The sequence below is a fragment of the Campylobacter lari subsp. concheus genome (assembly GCF_008245025.1).
In the GTDB taxonomy this organism is placed as follows: domain Bacteria; phylum Campylobacterota; class Campylobacteria; order Campylobacterales; family Campylobacteraceae; genus Campylobacter_D; species Campylobacter_D concheus.
In genome coordinates this window covers 264,287-282,049 of sequence record NZ_CP043426.1, presented here as the reverse complement: position 1 = coordinate 282,049, position 17,763 = coordinate 264,287, and the positions used below count along the sequence as shown (strand labels likewise).

Genomic DNA, 17,763 nt, shown 5'->3' with positions numbered 1-17,763 from the left:
CACATCTTTATCAATTTTATTTACTTTTTTAGAATATTAATGTTACTTTATAATTTGTTATAAAAAATATTATGGATTACTCATAATACCTCATTATTTTATATCCACCTTCTTTGAGAAAGACATCTTTATTCATGAGTTTCAAATCACTTTTCATCATATCATTAACTAAATTTTTAAGATCATATTCCCTATTCCAACCTAGTTCTTTTTCAGCCTTAGAAGGATCACCTAAAAGCAAATCAACTTCGGTAGGTCTAAAATATCTAGGATTTACTTTTACTACTACTTGGCCTTTTTGAAGATGGTTAAAATTTAAAGAAAGCTCTTTAACTCTTTGTTGATCAAAATCTTCTATAAAACCCTCTTCATCTATCCCATTTCCTTTAAAATTTAGTTTTATCCCACAGTATTCAAAAGCAAGTTTGACAAAGTCTCTTACTGTAGTAGTTTTTCCAGTAGCTATAACCCAATCATCAGCTTTTTCGTGCTGAAGTATCATCCACATCATTTTTACATAATCTTTTGCATGCCCCCAATCCCTTTTAGCATCTAAATTACCAAGATAAAGTATATCATCTAAATTTAAAGCTATTTTTGCAGCTGCACGAGTAATTTTTCTAGTTACAAATGTTTCCCCTCTAACAGGACTTTCATGATTAAATAAAATTCCATTACATGCAAACATATTATAAGCTTCTCTATAATTTACCGTAATCCAATATGCATACATTTTTGCTACAGCATAAGGACTTCTTGGATAAAATGGAGTTTTTTCGCTTTGTGGAGTTTCTTGCACCCTCCCAAAGAGTTCCGAAGTGGAAGCTTGATAGATTTTAGTTTTTTGAGTTAAATTTAAAAATCTTACCGCATCAAGTATTCTAAGAGTTCCTATACCATCAGCATTTGCTGTATATTCAGGCGTTTCAAAGCTAACATGCACATGACTCATAGCAGCAAGATTATAAATCTCATCTGGTTTAATTTCAGCTATTATTCTAGTTAAATTCATAGAATCAGTCATATCGCCATAGTGTAAATAAAAATTATTATTTTTGCCATGATGACCTTCAAATAAATGATCTATCCTATCTGTATTAAATAAAGAAGATCTTCTTTTTATACCATGTACTTCATAACCTTTATTAAGTAAAAATTCAGACAAATATGCTCCATCTTGTCCAGTAACTCCAGTTACCAACGCTACTTTTTTCATCTATATCCTTTTATAATCGTCTTCTAATCTTATTATATCATCTTCGCCTGTGTATTCACCTACTTGAGCTTCTATGATTACAACAGGAATTTTACCATAATTACTTAAACGATGTTTTTGTCCCATTTTTATATAGATTGACTCATTAGGTCTTACTAAATTTTCCACTCCATCTATTTCTACACTTGCTGTACCACTTAAAACTATCCAATGTTCATTTCTATGAAAATGCTTTTGCAAGGAAAGTCGTTTTCCAGGTTTAACTTCTATGCGTTTGATTTTATATCCTTTTTCATCTTCAAGTATAGTAAAACTTCCCCAAGGTCTATGCGTACAAAGATGATTTTTGCTTAGATTTTCATTTTCTTTAATAGCTTCATGAATTTGCTTTACTTTTTGGGATGATGATTTTTTACTAATTAAAAGTGCATCTTGAGTGTCTATGATAAATATATCATCAAGATCAATTGTAGCTATAAATTTCTTTTTATCACTTGCATAGCAAAAAATATTATTAGAATCTAAAAATTTAGCATTCGTATTGGTATAATTTTTACCATCACTAAACTCTTTAGCTAAACTTTCAAAGCTTCCTACATCACTCCAAGAAATGTCACTAGATATTACTTTTACCTTGTTTGATTTTTCCATTAAGGCATAATCTATGCTTAGTTCTGGAATTTTCTCCATGTCTGCTGATTTGATTTTGATAAAATCATTTTGTATTAAAGCATTTTTATGTGCTTTTAAACAAAAATCATATATTTTTTTTGAATAAGCTTGCATTTGCTCTAAGAAAAAACCAACTTTAAACATAAACATACCTGAATTCCATAAATAACTTCCATCTTCTAAAAATTCTTTTGCTTTTTTTAAATTTGGTTTTTCTATAAAAGCTTCAACATCATAAGTATTTTTGGATTTAATGTAACCATATCCAATATGTGGGCTATCAGGTTTTATACCAAAAGTTACAAGATAGTTATCATTTGCAATTTCTAAAGCTTTAGCTATTACTTCTTGATATGCCTTTTCATTTTTGACTAAATGATCACTTGGTGTGATGAATACTATTTCTTCTTTGGGTAAAGATAAACAGGCTAAGGTAATAGCTACTGCAGTATTTTTTGCTAGCGGTTCTAAAATAAATCTAGTCTTATTTGTATTTGAAATTTGATCAAGGGCTAGGAAATATTGCTCTTCATTGCATACTATCAAAACATTGGAGCAAATTTTAGAATTTCTTTGTACAGCTAGCTCAAATAAAGATTTGTCATCAAATAATTTTAAAAATTGTTTTGGCATTAGTGTTCTACTAAGCGGCCAAAGTCTTGTACCGCTACCACCACAAAGAAGGATATTAGTCATGATAATACTCATTTATTATTTTTTTTGCTAAATCTATGGATCTTTTTATACAAACATCCATATTATAATATTCCCATTCGCCAAATCTACCATGAGAAATCAATCCAATAAAATTTAAATATTCTAAAGCATTTTTCTTAGATTTCACATAATTTAAATCAAATAAAGGATAAGCATGCTCTGTGATGTTATGTGAAACAATTGAATCTAAAAATTCTATTTTTTTTCCTTCTTCTTCAAAAATTTCAATAGGATGTTCTCCTATTATCTCAGTTATACAACAATTTTTATAAGGATACATAAATCTACCTGTATTTATAATTCTATGGATTTTGAAATCTTTATTTGGAATATATGCCCATGTTGGAATAAACTCGGAATTCATTTTCCATAAAACATTACTAACTCTATTAAATTTTAATTTTTCAAAATACCCCAAAATATTATTGGGAATATCTTTTAAAATTTTAGGAATCAAATCCAATGGGCTAGTATTTATTAAGAGATCATATTTTTTTTCACCATTAATAATCCATTGGTTACTTTCTTTTTTAACATCTTTTACCTCGTAATTTATAATAATATCAACTCCTTCTCCTATAGCCTCTATAAAAGTGTTTTGATTGTTTGATTTAGGATAATAAAAGCTAGCATGGGACATTTTATCTGTTGTTTTATCAATCAAAGATTTATAAAAACTCTCTTTTGTTGGAACAGGAAGCTTCATTTGTCTTTCATCTTCTATCCACACATTGTCCATATTTTTCGGAGCTATACCCCAAATTTTAGTATTGTACGGTATAAAATACTCTTTTGCTAAAGTTGGTCCAAAATGATTTATAAACCATTCTTCAAGATTTTTCCCTTTTTCGTAAGAAGCATTAAACATTTCATTAGTTATTCTAAAAGCCAAATTTGGATCAAAATTATTTATTTCTTTAATTGAGAATTCTATAGGATAAGTGATCCAATTTTCTTTAAATAAAATTTCAGCTTTTCTAGGCAAATAATTCCATTTATCTTTACTTAATACGACATTAAAAACAAAATCTAAAACATCACCAAATTTAGAATTAAAACAATGTCCACCATTGACATGATACGCATCACCATTAACATCTCTCGTTCTAGCAATACCACCTACTACATTATATTTTTCTAGAACTTCAACTTCAAATTTATCTTTTAAAAGCCTTGCAACAGACATACCAGATATACCAGCACCAATTATTCCTATCTTCATTATTATTCCTTTAAAACTATTTATTAGCAAATACAATACTTTATTTTAGCAATAAATATTGCTCATACATCATCTTAATACCTTCTTCAAGTTCTATTTTATGCTTCCAACCAAAAGACTGAATTTTAGAGCAATCGAGCAATCTATTCATAGAGCTATCTGGCTTACTTATATCAAATTTTATTTCACCTTGGTATTGTGTAATTTGCTTTATTAAATAAGCTAATTCTGCAATAGATAAATCACTACCCGTGCCCACATTAATATGTGTATTTTTTATATTATTTTTAGATAGATCGCTAAAATTAATATTATTCATTATATATATACAAGCATCTGCCAAATCTTCTGAATGTATAAATTCTCTCCTAGTCTTACCTGCACCCCAAAGCTCTATATGTTCTTTATGAATTCCATTGGTATTAAGATAACTTATCGCTTCATCTTGATCTTGCAAGTTAAGATCTAATAAAATTTCATCATACCTCTTTTCATTAAGAAGTTTTGCTAAATGAAATTTTCTAAGCATCGCTGGCAATACCCTAGCTGTTTTTAAGTTATAATCAGCTGTTTTTCCATATAAATTAGTCAATGCAACTGAAATAAAATTAGTATTATATTGTAAATTATAAAATTCACACATTCTAACTCCAGCAATCTTTGCTAAAGCATATGGTTCAGCATTATATTCTAACTCACTTGTAAGCAAACTTTCTTCTTTGATAGGATTGTCTGCATGCTGAGGATACATCCAAGAGCTACCAAAAAAAATTAATTTTTTTACATTTGAACTATACGAATTGAAAAATATATTATTCTGAATTGTTAAATTTTCGTATAAAATATCAGCTGGAGCTTTTACACCCAAAGCACTCATTTTTGCCGCTGCAAAAAAAACATATTCTGGTTGATTATTATCAAAAAAATTTTTTACAACACTAAAATCAAGTAAGTTTAACTCTTCTCTTGTTGCATATATTAGATTATTATAACCTAGTTTTTGCAATTTTTCCATTATGGCACTTCCAGCAGATCCGCGATGTCCTACTATATAAATCTTAGAATCTTTATTCATTTAATTTCCTTTTGAAGCTAATACATCTCTTTCTGAAAGGACTGGAGATTTTGTTGGCCAATCAACCCCTATTCTCTCATCATTCCAAGCATAAGTGAATTGTTCATTCGCATCCACATATTCTCCTTTATATGCACATTTGTAATAATACACTGCACTTTCACTACTTACATAATGTGCATTTCCAAATCCAGCTGGAACTAAGATAATTTTTTGATTATCTTGATTTATTATAAATTTTTCATGTTTTAAATAAGTAGGCGAATCTTGTCTACAATCAACCACAACCTGATGTATTTCTCCATAAACACAAGTAGCTAGTTTATATGTTTTATGATCCCCGTGTATACCTCTTATGACATTATGTCTAGAGTGAATAAATTTATCATGTATAAATTGAAGATTATCTGGCAAAAGTTTATCTATGACTTCACTTGTAAAAGCTGTCCATATTTCTCCACGTAAATCTCTAAATTTATTAGGAGTTATTATATATACTCCTTTTAAAATTTTTGATTCTTGTATATCAAATTCTATCGCCATTATTTTCCTTTATATTTATTTTACAAAACCAATACTTATTTTCCAAATACTCATCTGGAGTTCCAAAAGAGAAATAATTATCAACGATTATATAGCCTATCTTATGTGTTTTAATTAACAATTCAAATACATTATCTATATAGAATTCACCGTTAGTTTTTATATCTTCTTGGAATATTTTATTTATATATTCTAATAACAAAGAATTTTCCTTAAAATAAAAACTTCCTATCATTACTAAATTTGCATCATTAGATCTATTTTTAACAAAAATATTATCTATTTTGTTATTTTCCCCATCTACCCAAGTAAAATAATGCGGATTATTAATATTATATTTAGAAGCATATGTAACAAATACAATAACTTCATATTCTTTTTGCAATCTTATAAATTCCTTATTAACATGCTTGGCAATCAAATCACACGGAAGAATTAAAACATCACCTGACAAATCTCCACAAGATTCTTTATAAGAATATGCCGCACCAATCTTATTCGGTTTTACGAACCTTATTTCTTGTTTTATATTTTCCCAATATTTTTCATGATCTTGTGCACCAACGCAAATAATATTCGTATCAACATTTTTTAAAGTATCAATTATATTTTCTATAATACTTGTTTTACCAAGAGGTAAAAATGGTTTTGGTTGGTTAAAATTAAGATTTAAAAATCTCTCTCCTCTACCAGCAGATAATATAATAGTATTTTGTATTTTTGTTTTTTCGTTATTAACATCTTGTGAGTTAAGTTTTTCTTTTACATATTCAAAGTCTTTTGGAGTGCCAAATTGATAAAATTTCTCTATAAAAGGATAACATAAAACATTTTCTATATAATTATTAGTTACAGACACATAATATTCCCCGGAAACCATATCTTTGGCTTCTATTTGTTTTTTTATTGCTTCAATAGCCAACTTTAAAGTTCTGAAATAATAAATACCGGAAGAATAATATTCTTCAAATTTATTCTTAGAATTATATTTTTCTATAACTTCATATACTTTATAAGTATCTTCATACACCTTACATGCTGCATATACATTCTCTAAAGGTAATAAATGAGGATGATAACCAGTATAACAAGGAATTATAGCCTGAACATCTAGGTTTTTTTGTGCAAATTGTAGAAAATCCTTATAATTCCATTCTTGTCCAAAATCACAATAGCTAATAATAACTTCCTCATCAAGTATATCTTGCAACTGCGACACCACACCATATAAGCTTCCAGCAGGTCCTAATTTTTCCCCTTTGTAGACAATAATTTTCGCATTAATTTTTCTAGATAAAGCAAAATCTTCAAATTTACTTTTCTCACGCTCTTGGACAATAAAATAAAAAATATCATTTTGAACTTCAAAGCATTCAACTACATAGTCCAAGATAACTTTGTTTTTCATAACTTTAATAAAAGGTTTTAATTCTTTATATCCGGCTTCTTTAAATCTCTTGCCTACTCCAGTTGCAGGTATAATAATATTCATTCTAATTCTCACTTTCCATAATTTTTTTTCTGTATTGCTCATCAGGTAAATTTAACAGTTTATTAATTTCACTCACTTTTAATGGGTTTAGATTAATTTGTTTTTTACTAGCAATATTTTCCATTACATTTCTAAACAACCATAGCTCCTCATTAGTCTTATCAACTGCATCATCTGGAGTATAAACAAAATCATTTTGTTCAAAAAATTCACTTTTTAATTGATTATATAATTCTATTATATCTTGAATTTGCTCTGCGTAAATAACAACACCATGATTTCGCAACAACGTAACACCCTTTTCTTGATAAGAATAACTTTTACTTAATGCTTCATATAAATCATTTCCGGGTAAGGCAAAATCAATAGTTTCATAATTTTCAAATTTATATTCTTTGGCACATAAATAAGGTAAAATATAAACAGGATGATAGTGTGCTACATATTTATTTTTAAATACCATATGCATTTTGATCTCCATAGATGGTTTCACAATATCTACAGAATAATCTTTGTAATAAGAAAAAGAATTGACATTATTTTTAAAAATAGAAATTTTATGCTCTTTTTTTAAATCCTCACCTGAAGCCTTAATAATAAAATATTCATCATTCTTTATAGAAATATTTCCACCTTTTGATGGGGCATCTAAAATATTACCAAAAATTTTACGCAATTCTTGGTAGTCTTTAATACACCCATCAAGCTTTTTATTATTATACATCATTTTCCATTACCCATCTATTTTTCAAAATCAGATCAAAAATATCTTTTACGGTTTGGATCAAATCTTCATATCTACCAGTATATTCTTTTTGCAAGTAATTATTTAACAATATATCCCTTAAGCATATTTTAAAAATACCATCTCTAACTATAATTAGAAAATTTGCATTGTCTTTTTGTTTTTCAAGATATTTTTTATAATCTTCCTCTCGTTTTTGTATAGTATCTATAATCTTAGAATGACTATAATTTCTTTCTTTACTATCTCTATTTATCTTCTGTTTATCTGCTTCATCTGAATCAATATATATTTTAATTTTTACAAAATCTCCTATAACCTCTTGATATAAAGTGTGTAAACCCTCTATAATCACAATATCTAAATCTTTAATCTTAATCTCATCAGATTTAATAATCACTCCATTTTTATGATCATATAATGGTATATATAGTTTATTTCCTATATCTTGATAAATATGTTTTATATCCATAGCTAACTGAATAAGATTATTTGCTTCTGGGTTATAGTGTGTCACCCTCTCCCACATCTTAGAATGCCTTTCATATTTATGATAACCATCAGTACTAATAATAAAACTTTTGTATATTTCATCAATAGCATTACTCAAAGTAGTCTTTCCACTTCCACTTTTTCCAGAAATTGAAATCAGTAGCTTTGAACAATTATATGGATAATAATTTATCCTATATCCTCCTCCTAGAAAATCATCGGCGATAGAATCTCCAATCATTACAATTTCTTCTTCATCAATAAATTTCCCATAAAGCTCTAAAGCTCTATTAACAAGCACTTTATTTGGTTTCTCAAGCTCAAATTCTTCAGAGCATACCAAATAATCAATCATATTTGTCAAATTCGCACAATTTAGTTTATGGATTTGCTCAATAAAATAAAAGTTTGTTATAGCTATTACTTTTTTATTAAGAGTTTTAATAAAACATAAAAATTCAAACATTGTTTTATCTACTTTTAAATTTCTTGTAAAAATAGAAACATACAACTCAAACATTTCACTAGCTTTTGAAAAATGAATATTTTTATTTTCACAAATAATTTTAAAATACAATTCTTTTTTATGATGATTTGCAGATAATCCCCTCTTTGCAATCATCTTTTTTGCTAGATCATAATCTTCTAGTGTAAGATTATATTGTTTCATTACAGCTTCTAAAGCATTTTTATGTGCAAATGTGTAATTAAACAAGGTATTATCAATATCAACCATAATAAGTTTATATTTTTCAGCTATTTTTCTTAAATTAAACATAAAAGCTCCATAGCTCAGGTTTTTTAGTACACACAGAAAATCCTTTTGGTAGAATACTTTGAATAGGTTTTATAAGTTTCGTATATGATAAATCATATAACTCAGGAGAAACCAATATAGGTTCAACTTGCTCTAATTTTGGCTTGATATTATAAATAAATTCTTGATAATCCTTAATATCAAAACTAGAAAATTGTGAATAATCCACCCATACATATTTAGGCTTACTAATCTCCATAAGTTTTTCATTATAAGACTCAACATCTGAAATTCTGATGATAAATTTACCCTGATGTCCATCTTTTGATAATCTTAAAATATCTGGAATTTGAGAATCTAAAAAATAATACTCAAAATTATTACCAAGTAATTCTATAATTTTTTCTTCTAATCCTGATTCTTTTACATTACAAATAATAGGAATATTTTTCATAAATTGAATTTTTTCCTCAAAATAAGAATATAAGATATTTTTCTTCAATAGATCATGATTTAATATTAATTTTCCATTATATCTTAAATCAATTTCTATACCATAATTTTTATTATACCACTCTAGATTATTTTGACGATGTAGAAATATCATTTTATACCTTGTTTATATAAAAATTCCCTTTTCAACTTCCTAATTTCAAGTAACAACCTGATATACCCACCCTTATACCAAGTTTTATTAGCTTGTATAAGAGCTTGACCTAATTTATAAGTAAAACACTCCTTTTCCTTTAAGGCTTCTTGATAATCAAGATAATCTTCTAATGGAGGTAGCTTTAAAGAAGGATCTTTTTTTATTTTTTCTTGGTAGATTTTTTGTTCTTGTTTGTGTTTATCTTTTATATAAGATAATACAAAAAGCATTCTTATGTAACCTAGTATAGATTTTGAATTAACTATCATAGCTTGACCTAGTTTATATGAAAGTTGATTTTGAATACGGAATATTGCAGATTGAGAATATATAATTTGCATTCGCTTAATAATTGGTTTTGGTTTATTAATTTTTTGTTCTTTTAATTTTATTTTTAATTTTTTATAAACAATATCTTGTTCTAGATTTAATATTCTTAGTTTTTTCTCCTGAATATCATATGAGTTTAAAATTATTTTTAAATTGTTTTTTTCTTGATTTAATTTCTGGTTTTCTTGGAGAAGATTGTTTTTTTCAATTTCATTATGTTTTAATATAGATTTTCTAACTTCAATTAAAGGATCTATATCTTTTTTTAAATCATAAATATCCCTCCAAATATAAAAATCCGTATTTAATTTATAATCAATAGCTATAGGCACAACTGGAAAACGAACATCAAAGTTAAAATTATTATCAACCCATATATCCCAATCATCTCCATAATTTGAAATCCAAAAAAGATCTGTCTCTTGAAAAAACCTAAAATCAGCAACTTTGCATCTTCTAAATATATTTGATCCAATAAATACAAAATTTTCTGGTAATCCTGATGTCATTTTTAACATCTCTCCACCTGAATACACACTAATAAATTCTTCTAACAAAAAAGGTGTGGCAAACAACAAATCAAATCTTAAAAAAATATAATAATCATATGTAAAACATTTTTCTTTTTCATATTCTTTTCTTAATTTATAAACTCTTTTTATAGAAGCATCTCTCCCATAAAAAACATCTTTTTTTTCTATAATGTATCTTTTAGGCTTATACAAAGACAATAGTTCTTTTATATCTTCTTTTGTAACACTAACATGATTTAATTTTGCATTAAATAATCTTCTAGAAGGACCCATACCATCAGTTGTATTCAATTCATCCCAAGTATGAAAAAAAATATCAATATTGCTGGCAAAAGTATAATTCGGATGTAAAATATTTTTTACAAAATATTCATAGGTTTTTTTATAAGTTCTAAGATGGCCATAAAAATGAATTGCAATTTTCATTGGCTAATCCTTGTAAATCTTAAATTTATCATACTCTTTCATTTTTTCAAAATTATTAAAGTACTCATAAAATTTAAATAAAATATGACCTAAAGAATATGTTATATTTTCAATATTTAAATCTTGTAATAAATTAAAAAAAATTATTTGAGCTAATGGTTGCCTATTGTATCCAGATTGTGTCTCACAAGGTAATTTACTAAATATAGTCTCCATTACAATGTTATAATCTTGTTTCATATAAAAAGATATTTTTTGCTCAGCAATATCCATATTACCATAAATTAATGCAAGTTTTGTCTGTTCTATAATATATATATAATTTTCTGGATCGTTTTCAAAGGCCTTATTTAAAATGTCATTTTTTATTTCATAAGAAAAATTATAATTATCTTTAATTGTAAAGTACATATATGCAAAAGAAGCTGCTCTATGTAGATTATTAATCTGCATTTTTGAATTAAAAATTATGTCTAGCTGCTCTTCTATTGAAAACAAATCAGTAAATCTTTTAATTTTACAATCTCCTATTAAACAAGCTAGTTTCATATATAATGATGATTTAGAACAAAATACAGATTTCAAATTTGATAATAAACACAAATCAAAAAATATTTTTTCCATTTCACCTTCTATTTTAATACCCTGGAAATCACTAGATAAAACTATAAAATCATTACCATATAAACTATTAATAGAATTTTTTAATTTGGCAATAACCTCTTCATCTGGACCAATTAAAACTATCTTTTTGCCACTTTGATATAATTCAAAAACTAGCTTTTCAACCAACTCCAAGGGAAAAAATCTATCAAATAACATATCATGAAATATTACTTTTCTATAATCATATCTCATGATATTATCTCCATTGCGAATATGAATTCCCACATATTTATCAAAATCATTTGTTTTAAAATACTGAATAATTTTTCTATATTTTTCCGTAAAACAAATTTCTCTCCATAATTTTTTACATCTTTCAAAATAATCATGGACACCAATACACTCATGATTTATTATATCTGCCTTCCAATATCCCAGCATTTCTCCAAAACAACCTTCGGAAATATTTTTTATATCTATAACATTAATTGGCTCTATAAAATCTATCTTCCTATTTGTATAAGAGTATTTTTTCAGAAAATTAAAATTAAAAATATCCTCTTCTTTTTCAACAAAAACATCATATTTATCTTTTTTACTTCTAGGTAACCACCACAATCCAAATTTAAATCCTGTTTTTTCAGCTAAATACATAGCATTTAAAACAGCTATCATTCTAGCACCAAAACCATCTTGTCGGGTAGGAATTATAATACCTTTATACTTTCTTATAAAAATTTGAACTTTTTTTAACTTTAAAGAATTTTTCCCTTGAAGTGAAAATTTTACGTATCTTGCAGATATTCTTTGAGATAAACTAATCTCTATAGAATTTAAATTATTCCATACAAATAAATCTTTTTCAATATATTGCCAATGCTCCTTATCATTAGAAACATAAACCTCTAATGTTTTTATTGCTTCTGGATCTATTGAACTATTATAAACAAGAATAGTCTCTATTTTATATTCTGATTCTAAATCTATCATCCACCATGGATTAAATTCACAAGCAGTACAACTACTATAAGGTATTTTTTGATTATATACACAAGGATTAACTGCCCTACAAGCATCATTTTCTCTAGACATTTTACATACAGAACTTTGTGTTGCTATTTTTCCTATGGCAATATCTATCAAATCATCTTCTTTCCAAAACATAACTTTAATTTACTCCCTCTAAAGTATTTTTATTCATTTCAATCAATTCTATCTCAATACTTCCTGAAGACAAAGCAGGAAGCATAAATATTATTTTTTCATCACTATTATTTTCGACTAAATAATACCTATCAAAACGCAATTTAACTCCTTCAATAGAAGTGATATAGTAATATGAACAAAATTCATTATTTTTATCAATAGGATTTATTTTTACCAATAAATATTGAGATTTCGTTATCAAAGGAATGTCATGTTTGATTTTATAATGCTCTTTATTCTCTAAAACAGTACTTAACTTTTTAACAACAGTAGAGCAAAGCAAATCCAATGTAGACTTAATTACGCATATATACTGTTGTTCATAGCACATTAAACTAAAATCATTTTCATCTATCATAAAAGCATTTCTTGTCAAAGAAAATATATTAGAAAAAAATACATTTTTTCCGGTTTTACGTGTTCTAAGATTTTTTATAGGAATATATTTTTCATTATTTTCTCCAGCAATTCCACCGAGAATATTTAGTCCATTTTTATCTTTATAAAATTTTAACTCAGAAATTTCTATTTCATCACCCAATGTGATATGATAATACATTTTGTAAGTGTTATTTCCATCTACTATTTTTATATAATCCTTTTCAATACTAAAAATACAATCACTAGAAAAATTCCAATTTTGAATAAATATTTCACTCTTGATAGAAATTATTTTATCAACGACAAAAAAAATATCTTTTTTAATATCAATATAAATTGCTCTAAAACGACTTACATTTTCATAAGGTTCATCTTGAAATACATAATAACTTTTATCTTTATGAGATAAATTTATCATTAAATAGGTTTCACTGCTCCACAAAAATTTTCTAGCTTTCTCTATGAAAACAACATTATGCGATAAAGGACTTTGTAAAAAGGTTCTATAAGGAGTTTTCTGATATCCTCCAAAACCACCATCTATTAAAACCATTTTATTGTTAAAAAAATAAGTTAAACTCATATGATCATTATGGCCATGAATAATTCTAGCTGGACCAAATCTAATAGAATACTGAGATGCATTATTTTCCCAAGAACTTCTTCCAAAAACATATCCTCTCTTATAAATTTGCACCAAAGGATATGATTTATCTGCTAAGATTCGCTCATAATACCATTTTAAATCATCATTCATTATTTTAAAATTTGGAGTAATATAAGGAGTATCCCCTATTGGGATATATTTTCCACTAGGAGTTAAGGAATACTTCAAAAAGACGCTTGCCTTTTTTATCATCTCTTCTAAATTTAAACTTTGGCACACATTTATAAAATTAAATAAATTTAAAACATGTGAAAATCTAGACATATTGTAATGATGATACATTATAGCTTGTTCATTGGTAACACCTTCTTCGTCAAAAGCATGCTTAAAATTATCCATTATTCTATATATGATTTTATCCTGAATATTCCATTTTTTAAAAACAAATTCAGTCTTTAACAAAATAATATTTTGATCTAATCCATGGTTCCAGTTTCCATCATAATTTTCATCATTTAATAGATATTCCATATGTTTTTCTATACTTGCAATAAGCCAAAATGGCACTTGCTGCTTATCCATTAAACAATAACAAAGTAATAAAAAATCTAATCTTAAAGCTACAGTGTGTCCTGACCATACTTGTTCATGTTTTCGATTAGTCTTCTCGTTCCATGTGTACCAATTTTTCACATGCTCAAAAACTAATTCTTTAGATTCTCTTGTTACAATCTTACTATGTAGTAATAAAACCAAAGATCTAGATAATGTATGAAAATGCCACGCTTCCGATGATTTCATAAAAAAAGTCTTGTCCCAATCTTTTTCAGATGTGACCAAAAAATCTGAAATTTTATTACCACTATGACCTTTTAAATATCCTTGTTTCACTTTTGTATATTCTGCATTTAAGACATCAAATTCAATTTCTTGATATAATTCCGGAAAAAAAGATTCTAAAAACGAGTTTTTCATAAATTTTCCTATAAAACTTTTTCCTTCAATTCTTGATATATTTTTACATTATTATATCTATTTTTTACAATATCTATATTTTTTTTTCTTAACGACTCTCTGCTGTTATAATTTAAAACAGATTTTATATAATCTAAAGCACTCTGAACATCTTTAATAATCCATTCTTTTGTATATATTTTTTCTGCTTCTTCCCAATTCCACAGTATAGGAATACATCCAGATATAACACCATCGGCCAATGCATAATGAAATGACTCATGATCACTAGGAGATAGAATAAAATCTATTTTTTGATACCATTCGGGCATATTATTACCATACTCATCAAATACCACTGCATTTTTCAACGCAATATTTTTTTCGATTCGATCATATTGTTTATAGTAATATTCAAGCTCACAAACCCTACCTGGAGCGTGCATCCACTCATATTGCTCAGGTCTCATACCTTTAATATATAATTTAGCCTCTGGATATATCTTTAATATATTTTCTAACAAATCTAAAGCTCTATCTAAACGTTTGCTCTGCGGTGTAATACCCACCATACCAAAATTTAAACCAATTTTTTTATGCAAGTCATTACATATAAAGTCATCCATTAATACATAATTTGGAATAACACATGTTGTATTTTCTTGCCAACCAAAAATATCTAATGCTAACTTTCTAATCCTCTCTGATACAAAAATAATTTTATCAACATTTTCTATGTTTAGCTGGTGGCCAAATTTCACAGCCTTTTGTCTCACTTCCTGTGCATGGATGCGAACTATTAGCTTATTGTTTTCTGAGATATTTTTTGAATACCAGACAGCATTAGATAAACCCCATTCGCAAAAAATCACATCTGAATTATGTACACAATATTTACTTCTATCTAAATATTTATTATCCCCCCATTCCCATAGATCCTTATCCACCATAAAACCTATAGACTTTAAATAAGAATAAAAATGATCTATAAATTTATAATCATGACTTGCAATTGTAATTTTTTTATTTTTTACATCACTAAGTTTATCTTCAAAAAAATTCTTGCGATTGTCAAATAAATATGGAAAAACCAACGCTTTGTAGTCAATTTCAACTTGGTTTTTATTTTCTATAACACTCTCTAACTCATCAATTTCATTAATAAAATATGGATATTGCTTACCAAAAAGCTTCTTATTGATTATATTAGGATAGCAAATTATAGGTTTTTCCAAAACTAATGATTCTAAAATTTTTGTTGAAATTTCGAGAGTACTCTGTTCAAAATATTTTGGTCTAAAGCCGTAAAGATAATCTACAGAGGATAGTCTTTCCAATGTTTGTTCGCGATTTAGATTTGAAACAAACTCGATAAAATCATATGAAAGATACTTATTAATTTTTTCAACAAATTCTGGATAACTACCGAAACTACTTTTTGCACTAATTTTGCTAGAAATAATTAACAGTTTAATTTTTCTACCATTTTTATTTAGATCTTTAACTTTTGAAATTAATTCTAGAATTCCCCATTCTGGCTGAATTTTTCCACCATAACCTATAACAATTTCATCTGATTTTTTTATATATTTTTGTTTTATATTTGTATTTTTATCAAAAACAACTGGTGGAAAATAACAACTATTATTAAATTTAATACCTATTTTTTGCTCTACAAATTCTTTCATTTCTTGGGTTTGCCATAACCAAAAATTAACATGTCGATTAATATTTTTTAGAAGATCTTCTACTAATTCTTTTAACTGTATACCATCATTATTTAATATATAAAAATCGGTTAAGTATGGAACCAATCTATATTTAAAATTATTATTTCTAGTAAGTTCGTATGTAATTTGCATACCACGAGTTATCAAAAGTTGAATATTTGGTACAACATAATCAATGTAATTTAATATTTGAGATATTTCAGGTACAGATAACTCTTCTTTTATGTTTAAATCTTTTGGCTCTAAAATTAAATAATTATTCTTAATATTAGTTATAAAATTTGAAATCACTAAATTGTTTTTAATATTAACCTTAGAAAAAATAATTACATGTGCATCTAAAATAGCTAAGTTAAAAATAGAAGATAACCACACTGAAGACCCATCAACAATATTAAGATTTATATCTCCGTATAGCAAAATAACAGGTTTATCTTGATTTTTTTTAATAAAATCATTTAATTTTTTATTAGTATAGACTATTTTATATAAATCTTCTATTTTAGATTCTAAAGTCAATGACTTTCTAAATTGTCTTTTTTTAAACAAATTAAATATTTTCTTTATTCTTAAAGCTATTTTGACTATTTTTTGTTGTTTTAATTGTTTATATTTAAATTCGTAAAAACTAGCTATACGTTTATATTTTAATCTAGAACCTTTATAATCTTCTAACTCTTTCAAGCATTTTTCGTACAATCGTTTATATTTTAATCTAGAACCTTTATAATCTTCTAACTCTTTAGATAAAATTTCATTAGATTTTACTTGCTCTTCGTATATTGTTTTACAATCGTTTAACTCTTTAGATAAAATTTCATTAGATTTTACTTGCTCTTCGTATATTGTTTTACAATCGTTTAACTCTTTAGATAAAATTTCATTAGATTTTACTTGCTCTTTGTATATTGTTTTATAATCGTTTAACTCTTTGTAGGAAGTTTGATATAATCGTTTATATTTTAATCTAGAGCCTTTATAATCTTCTAACTCTTTAGATAAAATTTCACATCTTTGGCTAAGTATTAACTTTTCATCATTATATTGAATATTAATATTTTTCAATGCTAAAATTGCTATTAAATTAATATTAGTATCTTGAATATTAATAATTTCTAATTTGTATCTACTAAACAAATTAGCTAAGTTTGTATGTGTAATAATTTCATCTTTAGTGCAAAAACAAACTACAGCTATACTCGAATTAAATATTTCTTTAGAACTGATTATATCGGCAATATTAATTAACACTATTGTTTTGTCTTGTATATCTTGCAAATTATCACTATAAGGCAAGACAAACTCATCTGAAATTTTACAATATATTTCAATATTATCATTTATAGCTAAATTAACTATTTTATTAAAACCACTATCTTTAAAATAATTTAAAATATCAACAATTCTCAT

At 26.3% G+C, this 17,763-nt stretch carries 13 protein-coding genes; all 13 read right to left on the bottom strand.

The annotated features are described in order from the left end of the window. Window positions 1-76 precede the first annotated feature (76 nt). Complete coding sequence (gmd, locus tag CLCT_RS01555) at window positions 77-1,216, bottom strand: GDP-mannose 4,6-dehydratase (RefSeq protein ID WP_149062048.1); 1,140 nt, start codon at window positions 1,214-1,216, stop codon at window positions 77-79. Further along, on the bottom strand, window positions 1,217-2,584 hold the full coding sequence (locus CLCT_RS01550; protein WP_149062047.1) for a mannose-1-phosphate guanylyltransferase/mannose-6-phosphate isomerase: 1,368 nt from the start codon (window positions 2,582-2,584) through the stop codon (window positions 1,217-1,219). Further along, complete coding sequence (locus CLCT_RS01545; protein WP_149062046.1) at window positions 2,577-3,827, bottom strand: protoporphyrinogen/coproporphyrinogen oxidase; 1,251 nt, start codon at window positions 3,825-3,827, stop codon at window positions 2,577-2,579. The genes CLCT_RS01550 and CLCT_RS01545 overlap by 8 nt, the downstream gene beginning before the upstream one ends. A 40-nt stretch (window positions 3,828-3,867) precedes the next feature. Next, complete coding sequence (locus tag CLCT_RS01540) at window positions 3,868-4,902, bottom strand: NAD-dependent epimerase/dehydratase family protein (RefSeq protein ID WP_149062045.1); 1,035 nt, start codon at window positions 4,900-4,902, stop codon at window positions 3,868-3,870. Next, a complete protein-coding gene (locus CLCT_RS01535; RefSeq protein ID WP_149062044.1) occupies window positions 4,903-5,445 on the bottom strand; it encodes a dTDP-4-dehydrorhamnose 3,5-epimerase family protein in 543 nt (180 codons plus the stop codon). Further along, window positions 5,429-6,937, bottom strand: a complete 1,509-nt coding sequence (locus CLCT_RS01530; protein ID WP_149062043.1) for a sugar phosphate nucleotidyltransferase — start codon at window positions 6,935-6,937, stop codon at window positions 5,429-5,431. Before CLCT_RS01530 ends, CLCT_RS01535 begins: the two co-directional genes overlap by 17 nt. A gap of 1 nt (window position 6,938) precedes the next feature. Further along, window positions 6,939-7,664, bottom strand: a complete 726-nt coding sequence (locus CLCT_RS01525; RefSeq protein ID WP_149062042.1) for a class II aldolase/adducin family protein — start codon at window positions 7,662-7,664, stop codon at window positions 6,939-6,941. Beyond that, window positions 7,654-8,952 carry an HAD-IA family hydrolase gene (locus CLCT_RS01520; RefSeq protein WP_149062041.1) on the bottom strand — a complete coding sequence of 433 codons (1,299 nt, stop codon included), beginning with the start codon at window positions 8,950-8,952 and terminating at the stop codon, window positions 7,654-7,656. Before CLCT_RS01520 ends, CLCT_RS01525 begins: the two co-directional genes overlap by 11 nt. Continuing rightward, window positions 8,945-9,538 carry a PI-PLC domain-containing protein gene (locus CLCT_RS01515; RefSeq protein ID WP_149062040.1) on the bottom strand — a complete coding sequence of 198 codons (594 nt, stop codon included), beginning with the start codon at window positions 9,536-9,538 and terminating at the stop codon, window positions 8,945-8,947. Before CLCT_RS01515 ends, CLCT_RS01520 begins: the two co-directional genes overlap by 8 nt. Next, on the bottom strand, window positions 9,535-10,419 hold the full coding sequence (locus CLCT_RS07905; protein WP_500861384.1) for a DUF8374 domain-containing protein: 885 nt from the start codon (window positions 10,417-10,419) through the stop codon (window positions 9,535-9,537). The genes CLCT_RS01515 and CLCT_RS07905 overlap by 4 nt, the downstream gene beginning before the upstream one ends. A gap of 453 nt (window positions 10,420-10,872) precedes the next feature. Beyond that, window positions 10,873-12,639, bottom strand: a complete 1,767-nt coding sequence (locus tag CLCT_RS01505; RefSeq protein ID WP_149062039.1) for a discoidin domain-containing protein — start codon at window positions 12,637-12,639, stop codon at window positions 10,873-10,875. Window positions 12,640-12,643: 4 nt separating this feature from the next. Beyond that, complete coding sequence (locus CLCT_RS01500) at window positions 12,644-14,644, bottom strand: heparinase II/III domain-containing protein (protein ID WP_149062038.1); 2,001 nt, start codon at window positions 14,642-14,644, stop codon at window positions 12,644-12,646. Window positions 14,645-14,652: 8 nt separating this feature from the next. After that, the gene (locus CLCT_RS01495; protein WP_149062037.1) at window positions 14,653-17,763 is read right to left on the bottom strand and encodes a hypothetical protein; all 3,111 of its coding nucleotides are present in this window, start codon (window positions 17,761-17,763) and stop codon (window positions 14,653-14,655) included.

Coding starts and splice junctions, on each gene's coding strand:
- gmd (WP_149062048.1), bottom strand. CDS start 1,216: ATGAAAAAAGTAGCGTTGGTAACTGGAGTTACTGGACAAGATGGAGCA.
- CLCT_RS01550 (WP_149062047.1), bottom strand. CDS start 2,584: ATGACTAATATCCTTCTTTGTGGTGGTAGCGGTACAAGACTTTGGCCG.
- CLCT_RS01545 (WP_149062046.1), bottom strand. CDS start 3,827: ATGAAGATAGGAATAATTGGTGCTGGTATATCTGGTATGTCTGTTGCA.
- CLCT_RS01540 (WP_149062045.1), bottom strand. CDS start 4,902: ATGAATAAAGATTCTAAGATTTATATAGTAGGACATCGCGGATCTGCT.
- CLCT_RS01535 (WP_149062044.1), bottom strand. CDS start 5,445: ATGGCGATAGAATTTGATATACAAGAATCAAAAATTTTAAAAGGAGTA.
- CLCT_RS01530 (WP_149062043.1), bottom strand. CDS start 6,937: ATGAATATTATTATACCTGCAACTGGAGTAGGCAAGAGATTTAAAGAA.
- CLCT_RS01525 (WP_149062042.1), bottom strand. CDS start 7,664: ATGATGTATAATAATAAAAAGCTTGATGGGTGTATTAAAGACTACCAA.
- CLCT_RS01520 (WP_149062041.1), bottom strand. CDS start 8,952: ATGTTTAATTTAAGAAAAATAGCTGAAAAATATAAACTTATTATGGTT.
- CLCT_RS01515 (WP_149062040.1), bottom strand. CDS start 9,538: ATGATATTTCTACATCGTCAAAATAATCTAGAGTGGTATAATAAAAAT.
- CLCT_RS07905 (WP_500861384.1), bottom strand. CDS start 10,419: ATGACATCAGGATTACCAGAAAATTTTGTATTTATTGGATCAAATATA.
- CLCT_RS01505 (WP_149062039.1), bottom strand. CDS start 12,639: ATGTTTTGGAAAGAAGATGATTTGATAGATATTGCCATAGGAAAAATA.
- CLCT_RS01500 (WP_149062038.1), bottom strand. CDS start 14,644: ATGAAAAACTCGTTTTTAGAATCTTTTTTTCCGGAATTATATCAAGAA.
- CLCT_RS01495 (WP_149062037.1), bottom strand. CDS start 17,763: ATGAGAATTGTTGATATTTTAAATTATTTTAAAGATAGTGGTTTTAAT.